At 62.1% G+C, this 21,371-nt stretch carries 17 protein-coding genes; 7 read left to right on the plus strand and 10 right to left on the minus strand.

Going from position 1 to position 21,371, the window contains the following annotated elements; translation table 11 throughout:
• Positions 1 to 252: 252 nt before the first annotated feature.
• Complete coding sequence (locus NKI15_RS05360; protein WP_023704498.1) at positions 253 to 2,223, minus strand: acetoacetate--CoA ligase; 1,971 nt, start codon at positions 2,221 to 2,223, stop codon at positions 253 to 255.
• A gap of 366 nt (positions 2,224 to 2,589) precedes the next feature.
• Here NKI15_RS05360 and NKI15_RS05365 point away from each other — a divergent pair, with 366 nt between their 5' ends.
• Complete coding sequence (locus NKI15_RS05365) at positions 2,590 to 4,443, plus strand: AsmA family protein (protein ID WP_023707961.1); 1,854 nt, start codon at positions 2,590 to 2,592, stop codon at positions 4,441 to 4,443.
• A 42-nt stretch (positions 4,444 to 4,485) separates the two neighbouring features.
• Here NKI15_RS05365 and NKI15_RS05370 read toward each other — a convergent pair whose 3' ends face one another.
• The 7 genes from NKI15_RS05370 to NKI15_RS05400 form a co-directional block, all read right to left on the minus strand.
• Positions 4,486 to 5,304, minus strand: coding sequence for an ABC transporter permease (locus tag NKI15_RS05370; protein ID WP_023669326.1), 819 nt, complete (start codon positions 5,302 to 5,304; stop codon positions 4,486 to 4,488).
• The gene (locus NKI15_RS05375) at positions 5,301 to 6,266 is read right to left on the minus strand and encodes an ABC transporter permease subunit (RefSeq protein ID WP_031196135.1); all 966 of its coding nucleotides are present in this window, start codon (positions 6,264 to 6,266) and stop codon (positions 5,301 to 5,303) included. The genes NKI15_RS05370 and NKI15_RS05375 overlap by 4 nt, the downstream gene beginning before the upstream one ends.
• A gap of 9 nt (positions 6,267 to 6,275) precedes the next feature.
• Complete coding sequence (locus NKI15_RS05380; protein ID WP_023707962.1) at positions 6,276 to 7,415, minus strand: ABC transporter ATP-binding protein; 1,140 nt, start codon at positions 7,413 to 7,415, stop codon at positions 6,276 to 6,278.
• Positions 7,416 to 7,497: 82 nt separating this feature from the next.
• Positions 7,498 to 8,595 carry a polyamine ABC transporter substrate-binding protein gene (locus tag NKI15_RS05385; protein WP_023681872.1) on the minus strand — a complete coding sequence of 366 codons (1,098 nt, stop codon included), beginning with the start codon at positions 8,593 to 8,595 and terminating at the stop codon, positions 7,498 to 7,500.
• A 426-nt stretch (positions 8,596 to 9,021) separates the two neighbouring features.
• Positions 9,022 to 9,975 carry a DMT family transporter gene (locus tag NKI15_RS05390; protein ID WP_023704502.1) on the minus strand — a complete coding sequence of 318 codons (954 nt, stop codon included), beginning with the start codon at positions 9,973 to 9,975 and terminating at the stop codon, positions 9,022 to 9,024.
• Between the two features lie 161 nt (positions 9,976 to 10,136).
• Complete coding sequence (locus NKI15_RS05395; RefSeq protein WP_031196137.1) at positions 10,137 to 11,036, minus strand: DUF2167 domain-containing protein; 900 nt, start codon at positions 11,034 to 11,036, stop codon at positions 10,137 to 10,139.
• A 147-nt stretch (positions 11,037 to 11,183) separates the two neighbouring features.
• Positions 11,184 to 12,611 (minus strand): helix-turn-helix domain-containing protein, encoded by a 1,428-nt coding sequence (locus tag NKI15_RS05400; protein WP_023692381.1) that lies wholly within the window; start codon positions 12,609 to 12,611, stop codon positions 11,184 to 11,186.
• A 249-nt stretch (positions 12,612 to 12,860) separates the two neighbouring features.
• Here NKI15_RS05400 and aceA point away from each other — a divergent pair, with 249 nt between their 5' ends.
• The 3 genes from aceA to NKI15_RS05415 all read left to right on the plus strand — a co-directional run bounded on the left by aceA (position 12,861) and on the right by NKI15_RS05415 (position 15,183).
• Positions 12,861 to 14,150 carry an isocitrate lyase gene (aceA, locus tag NKI15_RS05405; protein WP_023704503.1) on the plus strand — a complete coding sequence of 430 codons (1,290 nt, stop codon included), beginning with the start codon at positions 12,861 to 12,863 and terminating at the stop codon, positions 14,148 to 14,150.
• Between the two features lie 52 nt (positions 14,151 to 14,202).
• Entirely contained in the window at positions 14,203 to 14,445 is a 243-nt protein-coding gene (locus tag NKI15_RS05410) for an SMc00767 family acetate metabolism repressor (protein ID WP_023669318.1), read from the plus strand.
• A gap of 276 nt (positions 14,446 to 14,721) precedes the next feature.
• Positions 14,722 to 15,183 (plus strand): response regulator, encoded by a 462-nt coding sequence (locus NKI15_RS05415; RefSeq protein WP_023669317.1) that lies wholly within the window; start codon positions 14,722 to 14,724, stop codon positions 15,181 to 15,183.
• 30 nt (positions 15,184 to 15,213) lie between these two features.
• Here NKI15_RS05415 and NKI15_RS05420 read toward each other — a convergent pair whose 3' ends face one another.
• Positions 15,214 to 15,921 carry an HAD family hydrolase gene (locus tag NKI15_RS05420; RefSeq protein ID WP_352514665.1) on the minus strand — a complete coding sequence of 236 codons (708 nt, stop codon included), beginning with the start codon at positions 15,919 to 15,921 and terminating at the stop codon, positions 15,214 to 15,216.
• A 147-nt stretch (positions 15,922 to 16,068) separates the two neighbouring features.
• Between NKI15_RS05420 and NKI15_RS05425 the strand changes: the two genes are divergently transcribed.
• From NKI15_RS05425 to NKI15_RS05435, 3 genes are all read left to right on the plus strand, one after another.
• A complete protein-coding gene (locus NKI15_RS05425; protein WP_023669313.1) occupies positions 16,069 to 17,505 on the plus strand; it encodes a glutamine synthetase family protein in 1,437 nt (478 codons plus the stop codon).
• Positions 17,506 to 17,632: 127 nt separating this feature from the next.
• On the plus strand, positions 17,633 to 18,919 hold the full coding sequence (locus tag NKI15_RS05430; RefSeq protein WP_352514666.1) for an NAD(P)/FAD-dependent oxidoreductase: 1,287 nt from the start codon (positions 17,633 to 17,635) through the stop codon (positions 18,917 to 18,919).
• A 275-nt stretch (positions 18,920 to 19,194) separates the two neighbouring features.
• Entirely contained in the window at positions 19,195 to 20,040 is an 846-nt protein-coding gene (locus NKI15_RS05435) for an SH3 domain-containing protein (protein WP_023704505.1), read from the plus strand.
• 21 nt (positions 20,041 to 20,061) lie between these two features.
• Here NKI15_RS05435 and NKI15_RS05440 read toward each other — a convergent pair whose 3' ends face one another.
• The gene (locus tag NKI15_RS05440; RefSeq protein ID WP_023707964.1) at positions 20,062 to 21,357 is read right to left on the minus strand and encodes a Mur ligase family protein; all 1,296 of its coding nucleotides are present in this window, start codon (positions 21,355 to 21,357) and stop codon (positions 20,062 to 20,064) included.
• Between the last annotated feature and the right edge of the window lie 14 nt (positions 21,358 to 21,371).

Genomic DNA, 21,371 nt, shown 5'->3' on the forward strand with positions numbered 1-21,371 from the left:
CGGGCGAGAATCCCGGACAAAGAAAAGGCGTCCAACAGGACGCCTTAAATGGGATTTGCTGTCACAACGGGGGCTTGAGCGAATCTGATCCTCAGGGGACGAGGAACGGGATTTCTCCCTCAAGTTACGTGCGACTATCGACGCCGGGCCTTAACAACTCCTTACCGGCCGTCCAAAAAATTTACGAATGTGTACCACTCATGAAATCTAGGTAAATTCGACCGACATATCTGGTTAACCATCCCGGCCGCGTCACTCAGCCAGCTGCGGCAGGTTCCTGAACAGCTCCAGCGCCTCTGGATTGGCCAACGCTTCCTTGTTCTTGATGGCGCGGCCATGCACCACGTCGCGCACTGCAAGCTCGGTGATCTTGCCCGATTTGGTGCGCGGAATGTCGCTGACGGCGACGATCCTTGCCGGCACGTGGCGCGGGCTGGCGCCGCTGCGGATCTTGGAACGAATGCGCTTTTCCAGATCCTCGTCCAGCGTCACGCCGGCGGCCAGCCGCACGAACAGCACGACGCGGACGTCATTGTCGAAATCCTGACCGATGCACAGCGCCTCAAGGATCTCCGGCATCTGTTCGACCTGATTGTAGATCTCCGCCGTGCCGATGCGCACACCGCCCGGATTGAGCGTCGCGTCGGAACGGCCGTGGATGATCATGCCGCCATGCGCGGTCCATTCGGCGAAGTCGCCGTGGCACCAAACATTGTCGAAGCGCTCGAAATAGGCGGCCTGGTATTTCTTGCCCTCAGGATCGTTCCAGAAGCCGATCGGCATCGACGGGAACGCTTTTGTGCAGACCAGCTCACCCTTTTGCTCGCGGATCGGCTTGCCGTCATCGTCCCATACATCGACGGCAAGGCCGAGGCCGGGACCCTGGATCTCGCCGGTCCAGACCGGTTGCGTCGGTACGCCGAGCACGAAACAGGAGACGATGTCGGTGCCGCCGGAAACCGAGGCGAGATGTACGTCCTTCTTGATGCCGTCATAGACGAAGCGGAAATCCTCCGGCGACAACGGTGAGCCGGTGGAGGAAATAGCCCGCACACTCGACAGATCATGGCTGCGGATCGGCTTGAGCCCGGCCTTGCGTACGGAATCGATGAATTTGGCCGAGGTGCCGAAAAAGGTCATCTTCTCGGCATCTGCGAAGCTGAACAGCACATTGCCGTCGGTGTGGAAGGGCGAGCCGTCATAGAGCAGCAGCGTGGCGCCCGAGGCCAGGCCCGACACCAGCCAGTTCCACATCATCCAGCCGCAGGTGGTGAAGTAGAAGAAGCGGTCGCCTTCGATGAGTCCGGCATGCAGCCGGTGTTCCTTGACATGCTGGACCAGCGTGCCGCCGGCCGAATGGACGATGCATTTGGGAATGCCGGTGGTACCTGACGAGAACAGGATGTAGAGCGGATGCGCGAACGGCAGCCGCTCGAACGTGACCGCTTTGGCGGTAAAGGGTAACAGCGCCTCTTCGAGCGCCACGGCCTTGTCGATGATCGCTGCGATATCGCGCGAGGTACCGAGATAGTCGACGATCAGGACCTTGCGGACGGTTTCGAGCTTCGCCGCAACGGCAGCGATCTTGTCGGCTACCTCGATTGCCTTGCCATTGTACCAATAGCCGTCCGGCGCAATGAATATGACCGGCTCGATCTGGCCGAAACGGTCGAGCACGCCCTGCTCGCCGAAATCGGGGGAACAGGACGACCAGACCGCGCCGATGGAGGCGGCCGCCAGCATGGCGGCGACGGTTTCCGGCATGTTGGGCATCATCGCCGCGATGCGGTCGCCCTTTTTCACCTTGAGCGACAGGAAAAGCTGCTGAAAGCGCGAGGTCAGCTGGTGCAGTTCGCTCCACGACAGCCGCCGCTCGATCTTGTCCTCGCCGCGAAAGACGATCGCGTCACCGGAACCGGTCTTCTTCAGCAGGTTCTCGGCGAAGTTCAGTGTCGCTTCGGGAAAGAACGATGCGCCGGGCATCTTGTCGCCATCGACGAGCACGGGCTCGCCCGCATCGGTCCCTTTGTCGCCGACAATGCCGCAAAAGTCCCACAGCAGGCTCCAGAAGCCCTCGCGATCCTCGACCGACCAGCGGTGCAGTTCGGCGTAGGAGGCGAAGGATGTGCCGCTTTTGGCCGCTGCTGCCTTCATGAACGCGGTCAGTGGTGCTGCGTCGATCTGGTCTTGCGTCGGGGTCCAGAGCGGTGCTTCGGCAGCCATTATCGATCCTCCTTGAAGCCCGTCGCGTCGCAAGATAGATATGCTTTTGTTTTGATGCACGTCGTTGTCCCGGAACCGCTGCACTCTTCCGGGCGACATGCACTAGCCTCAGCTTTACAGGCGCGCTGTCCCAAAAACGCCGCGCCTCGTAGCAGGCTGAAGCTGCATCGCTTATGCCTACCACCGTGCGGCAGAGCAAGATTTTGTTCCGCTAAACTCGGCCATGTGTGCGCAATTGCCATCGCCGGGCCATAAAGACTTGAAATGCCTCAGCCCTAAGTCGTAGTGACGACTGGAAGGCGTGGTGACAACTGGCGGTTACACCCGTCAGGCGATTTTTATCGGAATGAAAGCAACCGGGGCAATATGCCATCACCTTTGATCCGGCGCGGAATATGGGCGATCGGCGTTGCCGTGCTCGTCATCGCGCTGGTCGTCGCCGCTCTGCCGCTGATTGCCTCGACCCGGATCGTGCGCGATCGCATTGCCTGGGAGATGAGCGCGTGGAGCGGATTCAGGGTCACCATCGCCGGTTCGCCGCGCATCGAGGTGTGGCCGAAGTTCCGCGCCATATTGAGCGACGTCACGCTGTCGCAGTGGACCGAGACCGACGCGCCGCCGGTGATCGAGGCCGAACGGGTCGAGGTCGACCTTTCGGCCATGGCGGCGCTGCAGGGCGATGTGGTGTTTTCGACGGCGCGGCTGGTGCGGCCGACGATCCGGGTCCAGCGCGCCGCAAACGGCATATTCCTGCCCGCCATACCAACGGGCGGACGCATCACCCGCTCCATCGACACGGCGCGCGGCGTGGTCAACGCCGATCCGACGAAGCCGGATCTGAGCAAGCTGCCCGCCGATCCGTTCGGCACCGTGGAATTCAGGGACGGCCGTATGGTCGCCTCCGTCGGCGGCAAGGACGTCGAATTGCTGACCAGCCTGTCCGGCCAGGCGAGCTGGGCAGCGATGAACAGCAACGCGACCTTGTCGGCGACCGGAATCTGGCGCGGCGAGAGCATCACCGTCGATGCCGCCTCGCCCAAGCCGCTGGTGCTGTTTGCCGGCGGCGCCGCACCGGTCACGTTTTCGTTCAAGGCAGCGCCGGCCAGCTTCTCGTTCGACGGCACGGCCAGCATGTCGCAAAACGCCTATTTCGATGGCCAGGCGAAATTCGCCGCGCCCTCGCTGCGGCGCGTGCTGGAATGGTCGCAGGCCGGCATTGCTCCTGGTACGGCGATCGGTTCGGTCTCGGTTTCGAGCAAGATCACGGCGACCGCCGGCCGCGTCAAATTCGAAAACACCGCGGTGACGCTCGACAACAACCCGGGAATGGGGGCGCTGGATTTTTCGTTCGGCGACGCCTTGCCGGTGATATCAGGCACACTCGCCTTCGATACGCTCGACCTCAGGTCGCTGTTTTCGGCCTTCACGCCGCTGGCGCCGACCGGCGAGACCGGTCCCGGCGAAATCGACACCAGCTTCGCCGACCGGATCAATCTCGATCTGAGGCTGTCAGCGGCACATGCCTCGGCCGGCGCAATCCAGCTTGCCGACGTCGCCGCTACGGCGCAGGTGAAGAACGGGCTTGCCGTCTTCGATATCTCCGATGCGTCGGCCTTTGGCGGCAACGTGCAAAGTAGCCTGCGTTTCGACCGCAAACCGGAGGGCTCGCAGGTCGAGATCCGGCTGCTCGCCTCCGACATTGACGGCGCCGCTTTCGGCACCGCGGCCGGAATGACGCGGCTGGTGCCGGCCAGCACCGGCACTGTCTCGGTCATTCTCAAAGGGCCGGGCAAATCCTGGGACTCGATCTTCGAGAACGCGGACGGCTCGGTCTCTGCGACGTTCGGGCCGGGCGCGCTGAGCGGGCTCAATTTGCCGGCATTTCTGAAGCACACGGAACAGGGCGGCTTCTTCGCGCTCGACGACGTCTCGGACGGGACACTGCCGATGGACGGCGCCGAGCTCAAGGCCACCATCTCGAAGGGTGTGGCAAGGCTGGACAAGGCCGAGGCCAATTCGGCGAAATACAAGGTCTGGCTGTCCGGCATCGCCTCTTACGGCGGACGCGGATTGGCGCTTTCGGGGGGTGTCACTCAGGCCGACCCGGCAGCGGCACCGGTCAATGGCCAGCAGGGATCCAACCAGTCGTCATTCTTCGTCGGCGGCACCTGGAGCACGCCGTTCATCTCGCCGATCAGCCGCGGCGTCTCAGGCGAATAGGCGGACCCTTACCGGGATCGCCCTATCCCTCGTTTGACGCAATCAACCGCGCTGCGCGGCCTGTTCGTCGAGCTGGCGTTGCACCTCACGCCGCTTGTTGGCGACCGAAGCGATGATGACGCCTACCGCCACGACGGCGATCAGGATGGTGCAGGCGGCGTTGATTTCCGGCGTCACGCCGAGCCGCACCTGGCTGTAGATCTTCATCGGCAGCGTGGTGGCGCCAGGCCCGGAGGTGAAGGAGGCGATGACCAGGTCGTCAAGCGACAGGGTGAAGGCCAGCATCCAGCCGGAGACGATGGCCGGCATGATGACCGGCAGCGTGATCTGAAAGAAGGTCTTTACCGGCGTTGCGCCGAGGTCCAAGGCAGCTTCTTCCAGCGAACGATCGAACGACACCAGGCGCGACTGCACGACGACGGCCACGAAGCACATGGTCAAGGTGATGTGAGCAAGCGTCACGGTCAGGAAGCCACGGTCGAGACCGACGGCAACGAACAGCAGCAGCAGCGACAGGCCGGTGATGACTTCCGGCATGACCAGCGGCGCAAACACCATGCCGGAAAACAGGATGCGGCCGCGGAAGCGGGTGTAGCGGGTCAAGGTCAGTGCCGCCAGCGTGCCGAGCACGGTTGCCACAGTGGCGGAGATGACACCCACACGCGCGGTCACCCAGGTGGCGTCCATCAGCCCCTGATTGTGGAACAGCGAGGCATACCATTTGGTCGAGAAGCCGCCCCAGACGGTGACCAGCTTCGACTCGTTGAAGGAGAAGACGATGAGCAGCACGATCGGCAGATAGAGAAAGGCAAAGCCCAGCACGACCGAGGTGACGTTGAAGCGGCTCCAGGTGGCGTTCATTTGTCCTGCTCCTGGGCGCGTGCCTGGGCCTGCTGGAAGAGCATGATCGGCACGATCAGGAGCAGCAGCAGGATGACGGCGACGGCCGACGACACCGGCCAGTCACGGTTGGCGAAGAATTCATTCCACAAGGTCTTGCCGATCATCAGCGTCTGCGAGCCGCCGAGCAGATCGGGAATGACGAACTCGCCAACCGCTGGAATGAACACCAGCAGGCAGCCGGCGATGACCCCGGGCAGCGACAGCGGGAAGGTGATCTTCCAGAAGGCTGATGTCGGCGGGCAGCCGAGATCCTTTGCCGCCTCGATCAGCGAATAATCCATCTTTTCCAGCGAGGAATAGAGCGGCAGCACCATGAATGGCAGGTAGGAATAGACGATGCCGATGAAGATCGCCGTGTAAGTGTTGAGGATGATCAGTGGCTGATTGATGATGTGCAGCGACAACAGCAGCTGATTGAGCAGACCCTCGGGCTTGAGGATGCCGATCCAGGCATAGACGCGGATCAGGAACGACGTCCAGAACGGCAGGATTACCAGCATCAGCAAGGTCGGACGGATCGTCGCCGGCGCGCGGGCCATGCCGTAGGCGATCGGGAAGCCGACGAGCAAGGTCAGGATCGTCGAGACTGCAGCGATGATAACGCTGGTCACGTAGGCTTTGAAGTAAAGCGCGTCCTGCGTTAGCCAGACATAATTGTCGAAGCTGAGTTCGCGGAAGCGGACAAAGAACCCGGACATGCCGTCCCTGAAATCGAGCGCCGGCGTGTAGGGCGGCATGGCGATCGCCGACTGCGACAGCGAAATCTTGAAGACGATGATGAACGGGATGAAGAAGAAGAACAGCAGCCAGAGATAAGGCACGATGATGACGAGCCGGCTGACGAAGCCGGCGCCGAGCCGTGTCAGAAACGGTTTGGCCGCTGTCGATGGGCCGGTGCCGGTGATGGCGATGTTGGACATGGCCTCCCCCTACCGTGTCAGCACGACGCCGGCATCCGGCCGGAAGGAGACCCAGGCGCGGTCGTTCCAGGTCAGCGGATCATCGGTGACGCGTGCAGCGTTGAGCGCGCTTGCCCTGATGATCTGCCCGTCATCCAGCCTGATGTGGTAGACGGTCATGTCGCCGAGATAGGCAACGTCGTAGACCTCGCCCTCAAGCGCATTGACGGCGTCGGCCGGTTTCGTCGACGACACCTTGATCTTCTCCGGCCTGATGGCGAAGACGATGTCGGAACCGGCCTTTGTATCGGTGCTGTTTTCGACGACGATCTGGGCCCCTGTCGCGCCGGTGATGCGCGTGGTGTTTGCCGCACGCTCGGCGACCTTGCCCTCGAACATGTTCACATTGCCGACGAAGTGGGCAACGAAGCGCGAACTGGGGGCTTCATAGACTTCCGCCGGCGTCGCCACCTGCATCACCTCGCCCTTGTCGATGATGGCGATGCGGTCGGCCATGGTCATCGCCTCTTCCTGGTCGTGGGTAACGACGACGAAGGTAAGGCCGAGATTTTGCTGCAGGTCCATCAGCTCGAACTGCGTTTCCTCGCGCAGCTTCTTGTCAAGCGCGCCGAGCGGCTCATCGAGCAGCAAGACTTTTGGCCGCTTGGCAACCGAGCGGGCGAGCGCGACGCGCTGGCGCTGGCCGCCCGACAATTGGTGCGGCTTGCGCTTGGCGAACTGCTCTAGCTTCACCAGCTTCAGCATCTCGGCGACGCGCTTTTCGATATCCGGTCCCGGCATGCCTTCCTGCTTGAGGCCGAAGGCAATGTTCTTTTCCACGCTCATATGCGGGAACAGCGCATAGGACTGGAACATCATGTTGACCGGGCGGCGGTAGGGCGGGATGCCGCGCAAGTCCTGGCCGTCGAGAAGGATACGGCCGGCGGTCGGCTCCTCGAAGCCGGCAAGCATCCGCAGCAACGTCGACTTTCCGCAGCCCGACGCGCCGAGCAGGGCGAAGAACTCGCGCTCGAAAATGGTCAGCGACAGATTGTTGACGGCGGTGAAGTCACCGAACTTCTTGGTGACGTTCTCGAATTGGATATATGGCTTGGCGTTCGGGTCGTTCCATGGCGCGAAATCCCTGCGGATGCTGCCAAGCGATTTCATGTCCCACTCCGTCCTATTTTTTTGCTTCTTGCCCAGAGAAGAATGGTCCCGGCAGGTGGCTGCCGGGACCATGTCGCATTGCTTACTGGCCGGTGACGATCTTGGTCCAGCTGCGCGTGATCAGGCGCTGGGTCTTGGGATCGTAGGGCTGGACCGTATAGAGCTTTTTCAAGGTCTCGGCGTCCGGATAGACCGCCGGATCATCCAGCAGCGCCTTGTCGACGAACTGCTGCGAAGCCTTGTTGCCGTTGGCGTACAGCACATAGTTGGACGACTTGGCGATCACTTCCGGCTTCATCATGTAGTTGAGAAATTCGAGTGCCTCGGCGGCATGCGGCGCATCGGCGGGAATCGCCATCTGGTCGAACCACATCTGGGCGCCTTCCTTGGGAACGGAATAGCCGATCTCGACGCCTTGCTTGGCCTCGACCGCGCGGTTGCGCGCCTGGAAGACGTCACCCGACCAGCCGACCGCCAGGCAAATATCGCCGTTGGCGAGCGCGTTGATGTATTCGGACGAATGGAATTTGCGGATATACGGCCGCACCTTCAGCAACGTCTCCTCGGCCTTGGCGATGTCGTCAGGTGAGGTGCTGTTCGGATCGAGGCCGAGATATTTGAGCGCCGCCGGGATGATGTCGGCCGGCGAGTCCAGCACATAGACGCCGCAGTCCTTCAGCTTGGCCAGGCTGTCGGGATTGAAGAACACATCCCAGCTGTCGATCTTGTCGGTGCCGAGTGCTGCCTTCACCTTCTTGATGTTGTAGCCGATGCCGACCGTGCCCCACATGTAGTTGATCGAATATTCGTTGCCCGGATCGTATTTGGCGGTGCGCTCCGAAACCGTGTCCCACATGTTGGAAATGTTGGGCAGCTTCGACTTGTCGAGCTTCTGGAACACGCCGGCCTGGATCTGGCGGGCCAGGAAGTTGCCGCTGGGCACGACGACGTCATAGCCGCTGCCGCCGGCAAGCAGCTTGGTTTCGAGGATTTCATTGGAATCGAAGGTGTCGTAGACGACCTTGATGCCGGTCTCCTTGGTGAAGTCGTCAATGATCGAACTGTCGATGTAATCCGACCAGTTGAAGACGTTGACGACGCGATCCTCGGCATGGCCGCCGACGGCGAAAAGCGTCAGAAATGCCGAGGTTGCCGAAAGCCAGAGCGCTTTGCGGATCATGCTGTTCTCCTTTGATGAGTGTTCCTTCGCCAAGTCGTCGCTGTTCGAGCGCGATTGGGCATTTGCTTCAGAGTATTGAGCTTTCCGGGCAGCCATAAGCGTGAACTGCCGGCGCCATCCGGGCGGTTCGACAAGCGGCAGATCATGGCTCTGTGTGCCCGCATGGCGGGCGCGCTGACGCAGTCAGAGGCTTTCGCCGCGGCGCGGGCAGGGATACGACGCTGTGGTCCGGTCTTGGTCCGACCGGCGGGGACACTTGGCAAGATAAGCCTGTCTTGTTGTTGCCGTGCCCCCAGCCTGCCCGTGCCGCAGCAAGGTTGTCAATGGCCCGCGCGGGGAAGCTCGGTCAATAGGGCGTGCGGCTTCGCTAATTGGGGAAAGACGGGCGTAATTAGGGAAGACGGGCTCAACCAAGGGAAAGGCGGGTCAATTAGGGGATGGCAGGCCGGTGGTCCCCGGCCGTGCAGGCCTCGCCTGGCGCTTGAATTCAAGCGCGATATGGACGAGCAGCGCGGCGACCACCACCGCGCCGCCGATGATGGTGCGCACCGAGGGCACCTCGCCATGAACGAGCCAGACCCAGATCGGTCCGAGGATCGGCTCGAACGTGCCGAGGAGTGCTGCGATCGCCGCCGGAACCAGCCTCGCGCCGGTGGCGAAGAAGGCAAGGCCCAGCCCGAGATTGATGACGCCGAAGGCAAACAGGAAAGCCATGTCGTGGGCCGACGTGGCAAACTGCGTGGCTTGCGATGCGGCGAAAGCCGCTGCCAGCATCGTGCCGAGGCACGTCGCCGGCGTCATGCGCACATGGGCGAAGCGCCGGGTGATGACAGTGGCGATCGAGAACATGACGGCGATCAGCAGCGACAGCCCGTCGCCGATGGGCGATACGGCGCCGTCGAGCGATTCCGACACCATGATGGCGACGCCGGCGATGACGGCGGCGATCGCCACCCAGGTCGCGATGGCGACGCGTTCGCGAAACAGCACCCAGGCAAGCAATGCCGCCAGCAGCGGCACACCGGCCTGCATCAACAGGATATTGGCAACGGTGGTGTAGGCGAGCGCGACAACGAAGCACGTCGACGCCGTGGCGAAACAGACGGCCACGGCAAGGCCGGGCAGGCCCATGTCGCGAAACAGCCGCAACATGCCGCGCCAGCCGTCGCGCCAGGCCATGAAGCAAATCAGGAACACAGCCGCCCACAGCGATCGCCAGAACACCACGGTCCAACTGTCAGCGGTGTCGATGAAGCGGGCGATGGTGCCGCCAAAGCTCCACATCAGCGCCGACAGGAACACCAGCAGCAAGCCGACCCGCTCTTCGCGAGGCGAGACGATCGGCGGTGCGGCGATTGGAGAAGATGCGGTATCGGTCATGGGGTGCCACTGTCGGCTATCTCGGGGCGGCATGATGCACAATGGACGACAGAAACGTGCCGTATTCGCCTAGCGCATAGGCTACCGCCGGACGTGATCCAGCCCGGCATTCCCTTTGGCGCACCGCCAACCGGCAGCCATACGGGCAAACACCGCCGTTTCTAGGACGTGCCCTTGTTGCCGCGGATAAAGCGCCAAAGACCGGCCAACGGTACCAGCAGCAGAATGCCGAACTTTTTCAGGGCGATGACCGCGACCGCAATCAGGCCGGCCTTTGCCGCGAGTTTTCCGGCGATGAGGCCGCCAATGCCAACCGCGGCGACCGTGTCGGTGCCGGGCAGAAAATCGGTGTATTTCTTGCCGGTGCTGAAGTCCGCCACGCCCAGCACTTCGTCCAGGCTCTGCTTGATCTCCGGCAATTGTTCAACCGTAGCGATGTAGCTCATCACGAAGACGCCTTCCCGGCCGAGGAAACGGACGTCGTAATTGAGCGTGTGGACGGTATCGTCTCCGAACTGCAGTTCCTTGGCCCAGTGCAGCCGCTTGTGGACGAAATCATAGACCGGCGGCGAGGCCCAGCCGATCAGCTTGATCGGGGGAAAGCCGTCCTTTACCCGCTGATCGTTGGCCGACAATGTGTCCGCCTGCATGCTGCTCAGCAGTTCGGTGTAGTCGATGGATGCCGCGTCGGCGTCATCGACATGGCCGATCTTTTCATAGCGCAATTCGATGCCCCAACCGTTGCCGGCGATGGGCTCGTACTTGGCCGGGAAGATCATGCCGATTGCTTCGGACGCGGTATCAGGCGGATTGCCCCAGGCCTCGGTCAGGACGGACGTCGCGTCCTTCTTGCCCAGAAAATAGAACTTGTCCTTGAGATCGAGATGGATGCCTTCGGGAAGGTCGACCGCGCCGGTCTTTGGATCGATCTTGTCCAGGAATGCCTTGCCGTCGTCACTATACTGTTGATAGTCCTTGAAGAATTCCGAGGATTTTTCTGCCAGAACAGGCCCCGCCAAAAGGGCAAGCGCCACGCCAAGCCACAAAGCTTTCCTGTTCATAAGCCGTCCCCCCTTGGCTGCCCTGCAGCTCACCTTCGATAGCGCAGCGCCGATGCTTAATCAATATTTGGTTCGGCGATGGTTCGGGCCGCGCTCTATTGCTTAGCAAACAGCTGCAGTCTTCCGCGACCTCCAGCCCGAGAAGCATCACTGGAAATCGAAGGCGCTCAGGCCCGTCACCATCTCGTCCAGGCCCAGCGGACGGGTCACCGGCGGCTCGGCGCGGGCGAGGCAGCCGATGCGTTCGCACAGCCGGCAAGCGGGACCGACCGGCGTGGCGGCGCCCTGTCCGGCCTTTGCCGGCAGCCCGGCGCCATAGACGGTCTCGTCGCGAAAGCCGATATCACAGCCCAACAGCAGCGCGGTGCGGCGCGGACGCTCGGAGAACGAACCCTGCGGCCCCTCGAGCGTGCGTGCGATGCAGAGGAACTCGGCGCCGTCGGGCATTTCCACCGCCTCGACCAGGATCTGGCCAGGCGAAGCGAAAGCGGCATGGACCGGCAGTTTCGGGCAGCCGCCGCCAAAGCGGCTTTGCGGAAAGCCCTGGCCGCCGGCCTTGCGGAAGCGGTTGCCGGCATTGTCGACCTCGAGCATGAAGAACGGCACTCCGGACAAGCCAGGACGCTGCAGCATGGTCAGGCGGTTCGCCGCCTGTTCGAAGGAGACGCCGAAACGCGAGCGCAGCACATCGATGTCGTAACGAGCCCGCACGGCGGCGGCATGAAATGCCTGATAGGGCATCATCAAGGCATTGGCGGCGTAGCGGCCGAACTCGAAGCGGGCGAGCCGACGGGCTTCGTCCGTACCGAGCTTCAGCGTCTGAATTTCGCCGGCGACAGCGACCGTCATGCGGATCAGGCAGGCCTCCATGGCGACTTCGCGCAACTGGTCGAACGGCGACAGCCGCTCCGATAGAAAAAGACGCTGCGAATGACGGTCATAACGGCGGCGCCAGTTCGGCATGGTGGCGACCGGCAGCACCTTGACGACGATGCCATACTCGCGCTTCAGCCACGCCTTCAGCGCGCCGAACAGATCGTCGCCGGGGTCGAGCATCGAGGTGAAGGCCTCGGCCTCCTCCTCCAGTGCTGCAAAATGGTTCGGCCGGCGCTCGAAAATCTCGTGCACTTCGTCGATCGGCAGCCGCGCACCGGACAGCGCCGTGGCGCGGCCCTCGCGCGCCAGAAGCTCGTTGAGATCGGACAGCCGCTCGGCCTGCTCGCGGTAAGCGCGAAACAGTTTTATCATCGCAGCCGATGCATTGGGGGCGGCCTCGGCCAGTTCGATCAGTTCCTGGTCGCCCGGCAGCTCACCGGCAAGCAGCGGGTCGCCGAACACTTCCTTCAAGGCCGAGATCGACCCTCTCGCCTCACCCTGCAATTCATGCGGGTCGACCTTGTAGACAGAGGCCAGCTTCAGGATCAGCTGCACCGTCAGCGGCCGCTGGTTGCGCTCGATCAGGTTGAGATAGGACGGCGAGATGCCGAGCCCCTCGGCCATCGCCGTCTGGGTCAGGCCTTTGGCGATGCGGATGCGGCGGATGCGCGGCCCGGCGAATATCTTCTGGTCGGCCATCGGCTTTCCTTGACAGGAATTTACACGACTTGCGAGCGATGAACGGCGCACCATCTTTTTACAATCATGACAGATTTACAGCGGCAAGCAGTCAAACACAACACAGGTTTTCTCTTATTTTCTACCGAAAATGGCGGTTTTCCTCGCTCTCGTCGCGGCGCAATGTAAATGATGTCACACACAGACGACGCACACCATCCCAGGGCGCGGCGTTTCAAGACACTGGCATCGATTGATCTGGAGTGACCAATGACTGATTTTTACAATCTTGTCCCATCCGCGCCCGAAGGCCGCTTCGACGGCATCGAACGAGCCTATTCGCCGGACGATGTGAAGCGGCTGCGCGGGTCGGTCCAGATACGCCAGAGTCTTGCCGAAATGGGCGCCAACCGGCTGTGGAAGCTCATCCACGAGGAAGACTTCGTCAATGCACTCGGCGCCATGTCGGGCAACCAGGCGATGCAGCAGGTGCGTGCCGGGCTGAAGGCAATCTATCTCTCGGGCTGGCAGGTCGCCGCCGACGCCAACACCGCGTCGGCCATGTATCCGGACCAGTCGCTCTATCCCGCCAATGCGGCGCCCGAACTGGTCAAGCGCATCAACCGCACGCTGCAGCGCGCCGATCAGATCGAGACCTCGGAAGGCAACGGCCTGTCGGTCGACACCTGGTTCGCGCCGATCGTCGCCGATGCCGAGGCCGGCTTCGGCGGACCGCTCAACGCCTTCGAGATCATGAAGGCGTTCATCGAGGCGGGCGCTGCCGGCGTCCACTATGAGGACCAGCTGGCCTCTGAGAAGAAGTGCGGCCATCTCGGCGGCAAAGTGCTGATCCCGACCGCCGCGCATATCCGCAACCTCAACGCGGCGCGTCTGGCGGCCGACGTGATGGGCACGCCGACGCTAGTCGTGGCACGCACCGATGCGGAAGCGGCAAAGCTTCTGACCTCCGACATTGACGAGCGCGACCAGCCTTTCGTCGACTACGATGCCGGCCGCACGGTTGAAGGCTTCTACCAGGTCAGGAACGGCATCGAACCGTGCATCGCGCGCGCCATTGCCTATGCGCCGCATGCCGACTTGATCTGGTGCGAGACGTCGAAGCCCGACCTGACGCAGGCCAAGAAATTCGCCGAGGGCGTGCGCAGGCATCATCCCGGCAAGCTTCTCGCCTATAATTGCTCGCCGTCGTTCAACTGGAAGAAGAACCTCGACGACGCGACGATCGCCAAGTTCCAGCGCGAACTCGGCGCCATGGGCTACAAGTTCCAGTTCATCACGCTTGCCGGCTTCCACCAGCTCAATTTCGGCATGTTCGAGCTGGCCCGCGGCTACAAGGCGCGGCAGATGGCGGCCTATTCCGAGTTGCAGGAAGCCGAGTTCGCGGCCGAAGTCCACGGCTACACCGCGACCAAGCACCAGCGCGAGGTCGGCACCGGCTATTTCGACGCCGTGTCGATGGCAATCAGCGGCGGCCAGTCGTCGACCACCGCCATGCATGAATCGACCGAGCACGTCCAGTTCAAGCCGGCAGCGGAATGAACCGATCGACATAACCAACAGAGGAAACGCCCGAAGGGCAAGGGAGAAGAAAATGGCATCGATAAGCCGCGTCAAGGAACGTGCAGAAGAGCAGTCCACCACGATGAGTGTCGACCAACAGGCGACCATCCGCATGCTGGCCAACGACCTGCACCGGCTCAATCAATCGGTGATGAAGGCAGTGGAGGCCGGCGTCTCGGTGGAACTGGTGCGCTCGGCCCGGCATCATGGCGGCGACGGCAATTGGGGCGACCTGCTGATCCCGGTGATCGTCACGCAGAAGAGTCACGGCTGATCTTCCCTTACGGAAGCTTTGTGCTTGTGGAACCTATGGGCCCCGTCGCTCACTGGCCGATTTCAACGTCACCCGCGGGTTTTCAGCGCGGGTGACTTTCGCTTTTGAGCGTAAACTTAACTACAGTTCGAAAACAGACCTTGTCTCCGAGGTTTAATATTTCCGGCTATATTTCGCAGGTCCGTCATTTCAGCTTGACATGGCGGGCGATCTCACGCCAATTGGCTCTCGGATTTCAACCCTGCATTGAAGCAGCGCCGAGTGCCCGCCCCGCCCATGTGCCCTGTGAACCGCGAGACCGACACCGCCAAACATCTGAATTCGTCAAGCAGGGACGCGAACTCCGAGATATCAACGGATTTCTCCCACGTGCTGGTCGTTGGAAAATCGCCGATCAACCGGGTGGTGGTGTCGAAGATCGTCGAGAAGTCCGGACTGAAGCCGATCTCCGAGTCGCCCGAAATGGCGGCCAAGACATTGCGAACCCTCATTCCGGGCGCCGTCGTTCTCGATGGCGGCCCCGACAACGAGGACTGCCGCGCGCTAATGGCGGCCATCGACGCCTTGCGGCGGACATCTGGGCGGTCGCTCCCCAAGGTGATCCTGCTTTCAACCAAGACCGGCACGCCCGACAGCCTGGGCCTGTCGAGCGTGGTCGATGTGGTGGTAACCAAGCCGATCACCACCGAAAGGCTGCAGCCGGTGGTCGACCGGCTGATCAGCCTCGGGCGCGGCTGATCGCAATCCGCCCGAACACGTGCGGGGCGGTCAGCGTTCCTTGCCGATGCTCTCGATCAAAGCCGGCAGTTCGCCAAGATCGACAAGCTGACGAAAACGCGGTGCCTCGACCGGCGGCTCGACGTGTTCGAGCACCCAGGTCAGCTCGTGCGGCACATACACACCCCAGCTGCCGGCCTCGATGGCCGGCACCACGTCCGACTTGAGCGAATTGCCGACCATCATGCTGGTCTGCGGGCTGCCGTGACGGCCAAAGATCCTGGCATAGGTGGCGGCGCTCTTGTCGCTGACGATCTCGACTGCATCGAACAGGTCGCCAAAGCCGGACGCCGCCAGCTTGCGCTCCTGGTCGAACAGATCGCCCTTGGTGATCAGCACCAGATGGTAGGCGCCGGCGAGCCTTTCCACGGTCTCACGCGCATGCGGCAAAGCCTCGACCGGATGTCCCAGCATGTCGCGGCCGGCGGCAAGGATTTCGGCGATGGTCGACCCCGGCACACGGCCCTCGGTCACTTCTATTGCCGTCTCGATCATCGACAAGGTAAAGCCCTTGATGCCGAAGCCGTAGACGGCAAGGTTGCGCTTCTCGGCCTCCAGCAGCCGTGCCGAAATGTGCTCGGCCTCGCCGTGGTCGGCGAGTAGGGTTGCGAAATGCTTCTCGGTCAGGCGGAAGAACTGTTCGTTCTGCCATAGGGTATCGTCGGCGTCGAAGCCGATCGTGGTCAATTTGCCAGGCATACGGTGTCTTCTGCTGCTCGATCTGCGGGAGGTTGACCCTAATCTGCGTGGCGCGATTTTCAACCAGGAAGCCGAAGACAGGCAGCTCCCCTTCCCTTCCATCACCGGCAACAGCTATACTGTGATAATTGCAACCCAAACTGGTGAATGATGCCGCCTGCGAAAAAGGAAGTCCGTCCGTCGACCCGCGGAGGACGCGTCCGAACGCCTGCCTTCGTGAAAAATCAACGCGGCGTGAAGAACTGGAAGGAAGTCAGCGCTTGGCTGGAATGGCGCGGCATCGAAGACATAGAATGCATCACGCCTGATCAGGCTGGCGTCGCGCGCGGCAAGATGATGCCGTCGAAGAAATTCACTTCCAACACCTCGCTGGCGCTGCCATCGGCAGTGTTCATGACGACGATTTCGGGCGGCTATCCCGAGGATGGCAACGGTTTCCACTATCCGGAGGATGATGGCGACCTAAAGCTGATGCCGGATCTGTCGACGTTGACCGTCGTGCCGTGGGAAGAAGACCCGACGGCCGCCGTCATCTGCGACCTCGTCCATCAGGATGGCCGTTCGGTCGAGTTCACGCCGCGCAACGTCCTGAAGCGCGTGGTAGCAGCCTACGACAAGCGCGGGCTGAAGCCGGTGGTGGCGCCCGAGATCGAATTCTATCTGGTGCGCAAGAACCCCGACCCCGATTATCCGCTGACCCCACCCGTCGGGCGTTCCGGACGGGCAATCGGCGGCGGCGCCGGCTATTCGATCGCCGGCGTCAACGAGTTCGACGAACTGATCGACGACATCTACCATTTCTCCGAAAGCCAGGGCCTGGAGATCGACACGCTGATCCACGAGGAAGGCGCCGGCCAGCTCGAGATCAATCTGCGTCACGGCGATCCGGTCGAGCTCGCCGACCAGGTGTTCATGTTCAAACGCACCATCCGCGAGGCAGCGCTGAAGCATGAGATCTATGCCACCTTCATGGCCAAGCCGATCCAGGGCCAGCCAGGTTCTGCCATGCACATCCACCAGTCGATCATCGACAAGAAGACCGGGCTGAATATCTTTTCGGCGAAGGACGGCTCGGAAACCGACGACTTCTTCCATTTCATCGGCGGCATGCAGAAGCATGTGCCGAACGCACTGGTGATGTTTGCTCCCTACGTCAATTCCTACCGCCGGCTGACGCAGTCGGCCTCGGCGCCGGTCAACAACAAATGGGGCTATGACAACCGCACCACGGCGTTCCGCGTGCCGCGCTCGGATCCGGCGGCGCGGCGTGTCGAAAACCGCATCCCGTCTTCCGACGCCAACCCCTATCTGGCGCTGGCGGCCTCACTTGCCTGCGGGCTGATCGGCATCACCAACAAGATCAAGGCCGAACCTCCGGTGCTGACCACCGCAAACGCCGATGAGATCGACCTGCCACGCGGCCTGCTCGAAGCCGTCGACCTTTTCGAAGGCGACGAGGAACTATGCGCTCTTCTGGGCAAGTCCTTCGCCGCAACCTATGCAGCGATCAAGCGGGCGGAGTTCGAGACCTTCATGGAAGTGATCAGCCCGTGGGAGCGGGAGTATCTGTTGCTCAACGTGTGAGCGGCGACTTCGTCGTGTGAATGGTGAATAGTGAATGGTGAGTAGTTTCATATTGGATGGATGAGCGCAGACGTCGTGCGTCTCGCAGCCATTCACCATTCACCATTCACCATTGGCTGGTGTCCCCATGCCTTACCAATCACCTATCTCCCCCGGTCGCTCCTGGTACGAAGACACAGCCGGACCACGCCCTGAGTACCCTGCCCTGGACGGCGACCGCAGCTGCGACGTCGTCGTCGTCGGCGGTGGCTTCACCGGGCTGTCGGCGGCCGCTCATTTGGCGAAGGCGGGAGCCGACGTCGTTCTGATCGAGGCGCATCGCTTCGGCGACGGCGCTTCAGGGCGCAATGGCGGCCAGCTCGGCACGGGCCAGCGCGCCTGGGCCGAAGAGATGGAGGCCGAATACGGCTTCTCCCGCGCCAAGGCGTTGTTCGACCTTGCCGAGGAGGCGAAAGCGCACCTGCTCGAATTCGCCGCCGTCAACCAGATCGACGTCGACTATATGCCCGGCCAGTTGTCCGTGGCGCACAAGCCGCGTTATCTCGACGACTACAAGGCGCATGCCGAGATCATGGCGGGCCGCTTCAATTATCCGCACATCGCCTTCATGGATGCCAGGGAAACGGCCGAACGGCTGGGCTCCACACGCTACTTCGGCGGCACCCGCGACACCGGCACCGGACACATCCACCCGATGAAGCTGGTGATCGGCACGGCAAAGGTCGCGGCAGCGGCCGGCGCGCACCTGTTCGAGCAGACACTATCGACCGGTGTTACCTCCAGCGGCGGCAAGGTCAGGGTGACGACTTCGAGAGGAACCATCACCGCCCAGAAATGCCTGATCGGTGTAAATGCCTATGGCGGCACGCTCGAGCCGGTGAGTGCCGCGCACATCATGCCCATCGGTTCCTTCATCGGCGCGACGGTGCCGCTGGGCGTCCATTCGAAAGTGCTGCCGGGCGGCGAGGCGGTCGACGATTCGCGTTTCGTCGTGCGTTATTTCCGCAAATCCAGGGATGGAAGGCTGCTGTTCGGCGGGCGCGAGGTCTATGGCGTCAACGATCCGAAGGACATCCATGTCCATATCCGCCGGCAGATAGCCGAGCTTTATCCGGAACTGAGCGATGTCGAGATCACCCATGGCTGGGGCGGCTATGTCGGCATCACCATGCCCAGGAAACCGTTCGTGCGCGAGGTGATGCCCAATGTGATCTCGGCCGGAGGCTATTCCGGCCACGGCGTGATGCTGTCGAACTTCTTCGGCAAGCTCTATGCCCAGACCGTCGCCGGCAACCGCGACAGACTGAAGCTGATCGAGGACCTGAACATCCCGGCTTTCCCCGGCGGCCGGCGATTTAGAACGCCATTATTGTTCTTGGCACTGAACTGGTTTGCCCTGAGGGACCGAATATAGGGAAAGTATCTCATATCAGCCGTGGCTGGTACTGAGCTGATTCTATTGAGCTGTTGGTTGCCGCAGCGAGACGTTGCAGAATCCTTAACAAGAGCGCACAATTCCCCTGACGGCGCACTGATGCCACAATCAAGGGCAAAGGATGCCGGTTCTGGGCGATCGAACGGGGATTTCTGCGGGCCTGCCCGCTTTGTTGTTGGGACCGATGCCGATCGAATGCCGGGCTGCCGGCGCCGATCGAAAGAACACCGGCTCATCTTTTGGAGGTGGCAAGAGTGAACGAGCCCTTCAGTTTCGGCGCGCCGGAACGTCGGCGCTTCGCCATGCAATTCGGTTATGACATGCGGCCCTCCTTCTGGCAGGGGGTGCGCACGAATTCGCATCTGGTGATCGCCGCGGTCGGCACCGCAGCGCTGCTTGGCGTGGCGGGCATAGCGCTTTGGCTGGCGTTGCCGGCCAGCGACCGGCAAGCGATCGCCAGCACACAGCAGAACGTTCCGACTTTTCCGGTCAAGACGACCAAGATTGCCCCGGTCGCGGCCACGTCCGCCGCGGTAGCGGCGCCACAAGCCGCGCGCAAGGGCGATGCAGTTTCATCGACGGTCGCTGCCGGTGGGGCTGCCATGCCGCCGCTGTCGGCGAACGATCCGCGCTGGACTGCGGCGCAATCCAACAGCGACCCTGCCGCGACGCCATCCGATCAGGCGCCTGCCGAGCAGGCTGCCGCCAAACCGTCCGATGCCGCGGCATTCGAAGAACCGGCGGCGCAGAGCGACGCCACGACGCAGCTGTCAAAGGTCGCTGCTCCCGCCAATGACGACGACGCCGAGACCGCCGCCATACCGACGCCAAAACCGCAACTTCCAGACGAGCAATCTTCCGCCGCAACGGACGATACCCAGGCCAAGGCCAAGCCACAGAAGGTGGCTGCTGCCGCCGGCACCGGACGCATCCTCAGGGCGGTGACAATGCGTAGCGGTCCGCAGAAAAACGCCGCCGCCATGGGGACCGTGCCCGCCAAGTCGTCGGTGCAGGTGATGAGTTGCAAGAAATGGTGCCAGATCGTCTACAACGGCAAGCGCGGCTGGATCTACAAGAGCTACATCAAGACCGGGGCTTGAGACGCAAGCCGCCAGATCTGGTCAGCCGCCGAACAACCACCTGAAACGGTGTCTCCTGCGAGCAAGTTTGCGCTTCGCCAGGAAATCCCGGTGTTCCTCGAACGGCACTTCGTAGAGGCCGCACATTTGGCAGCTTTCCGACTTGCGGCATATCGGGACCCAGCATTTGACGTCGTGTGTCCAGGCGAGCGCGATCCTTTCCAGATGAAGGTTGGACGAACTTTTCAGCAGAATCAGTTCTCCTGGGACTGCCGTCCGTTTGATATGATCCGAAACTTCCTTGGCAGTGCGAAGCTCAATGAAACGGCCGCTGTCGCGGTCGGCCTGGCTGGCGCGCGAGCGATGCGCATTGTCGCCGGTATAAATGACCTCATCGGCGATTTCGCGCGCGATGTTGTAGGCGGCGCCGTATTTCCTCGACGAGCCGGCGTAGTCGGATATCTGCCCCAGCACAATGCGCTTGCGAGCACCCTTGGCCTTTGCAATCATCTCCAGGGCAATGTTGAGCGAATGCCAGGGCGCTTTGGCCGTATCGACCAGGAATTTCGGACCCGCGGATACCTCTTGCACCGTAGAGCGGTTGGGCAGTGGTGCAAACGATGCCGTTCTCGCTACGACTTGCTCTGGCGGGACGCCAAGTTCCAAGGCGGCGGCAACAGCCGCTGCAGTCGGCAGCCAGAATTGCTCGCCGGGAAAAGGCGCTTGAATATTCAGGCTGCCACCGCGCCAATGAAGGGTGAACCGCAGCAATTCCGGATACGCGGCATGCACGTCACTCACGCGGTAGTCTGCCTCGCCGGACTGGCCGAAGGTCGCAATCCGGCATTTCGCGCCAGACGCCATGCCGATCACCAGTGGGTCATCGCAATTGAGAACCGCAAGTCCATCAGGTTGAAGTGCCCCGACCAGCGCCCGCTTCTCTCCCGCCACAGCTTCCAGAGTCTTGAACTTGCCGAAATGCTCCAGACGGATCATCGTAACCACCGCCACACTCGGCTTCAGCATCTGCGCCATGGCGCTGATCGTGCCGAAGTCGGAAGCGCCGGCTTCGAAAACGACGTAATCGACTTTGCCGGCCTTCCTCAGGCGCTTGTAAAGCGTTCGGATGAGCGCAGGCATTGTATTGGCCTGGGCCTGTAGATGCACCTTGCCTTGGGCGGCCAGTATGTGTGCAAGCAGGCTGGTGGATGTGGATTTGCCGGAGCTGCCGGTAATGCCGATGAACGTCGCCTTGTTACGCGCCCGCACCCAGCGCGCCTGCAGCCGTCGCAGCGCCCAGCCCAAGTCCTTGCGAATTTTCAGCAATTCCAGTTTCACACCCCGCCAGCTTT

It is taken from the genome of Mesorhizobium sp. M0862 (assembly GCF_040319795.1).
Classification (GTDB): Bacteria; Pseudomonadota; Alphaproteobacteria; order Rhizobiales; family Rhizobiaceae; genus Mesorhizobium.

Bases quoted from the DNA above. Each gene is read 5' to 3' on its own strand.
- NKI15_RS05360 (WP_023704498.1), bottom strand. From the start codon at position 2,223: ATGGCTGCCGAAGCACCGCTCTGGACCCCGACGCAAGACCAGATCGAC.
- NKI15_RS05365 (WP_023707961.1), top strand. From the start codon at position 2,590: ATGCCATCACCTTTGATCCGGCGCGGAATATGGGCGATCGGCGTTGCC.
- NKI15_RS05370 (WP_023669326.1), bottom strand. From the start codon at position 5,304: ATGAACGCCACCTGGAGCCGCTTCAACGTCACCTCGGTCGTGCTGGGC.
- NKI15_RS05375 (WP_031196135.1), bottom strand. From the start codon at position 6,266: ATGTCCAACATCGCCATCACCGGCACCGGCCCATCGACAGCGGCCAAA.
- NKI15_RS05380 (WP_023707962.1), bottom strand. From the start codon at position 7,415: ATGAAATCGCTTGGCAGCATCCGCAGGGATTTCGCGCCATGGAACGAC.
- NKI15_RS05385 (WP_023681872.1), bottom strand. From the start codon at position 8,595: ATGATCCGCAAAGCGCTCTGGCTTTCGGCAACCTCGGCATTTCTGACG.
- NKI15_RS05390 (WP_023704502.1), bottom strand. From the start codon at position 9,975: ATGACCGATACCGCATCTTCTCCAATCGCCGCACCGCCGATCGTCTCG.
- NKI15_RS05395 (WP_031196137.1), bottom strand. From the start codon at position 11,036: ATGAACAGGAAAGCTTTGTGGCTTGGCGTGGCGCTTGCCCTTTTGGCG.
- NKI15_RS05400 (WP_023692381.1), bottom strand. From the start codon at position 12,611: ATGGCCGACCAGAAGATATTCGCCGGGCCGCGCATCCGCCGCATCCGC.
- aceA (WP_023704503.1), top strand. From the start codon at position 12,861: ATGACTGATTTTTACAATCTTGTCCCATCCGCGCCCGAAGGCCGCTTC.
- NKI15_RS05410 (WP_023669318.1), top strand. From the start codon at position 14,203: ATGGCATCGATAAGCCGCGTCAAGGAACGTGCAGAAGAGCAGTCCACC.
- NKI15_RS05415 (WP_023669317.1), top strand. From the start codon at position 14,722: ATGTGCCCTGTGAACCGCGAGACCGACACCGCCAAACATCTGAATTCG.
- NKI15_RS05420 (WP_352514665.1), bottom strand. From the start codon at position 15,921: ATGCCTGGCAAATTGACCACGATCGGCTTCGACGCCGACGATACCCTA.
- NKI15_RS05425 (WP_023669313.1), top strand. From the start codon at position 16,069: ATGATGCCGCCTGCGAAAAAGGAAGTCCGTCCGTCGACCCGCGGAGGA.
- NKI15_RS05430 (WP_352514666.1), top strand. From the start codon at position 17,633: ATGCCTTACCAATCACCTATCTCCCCCGGTCGCTCCTGGTACGAAGAC.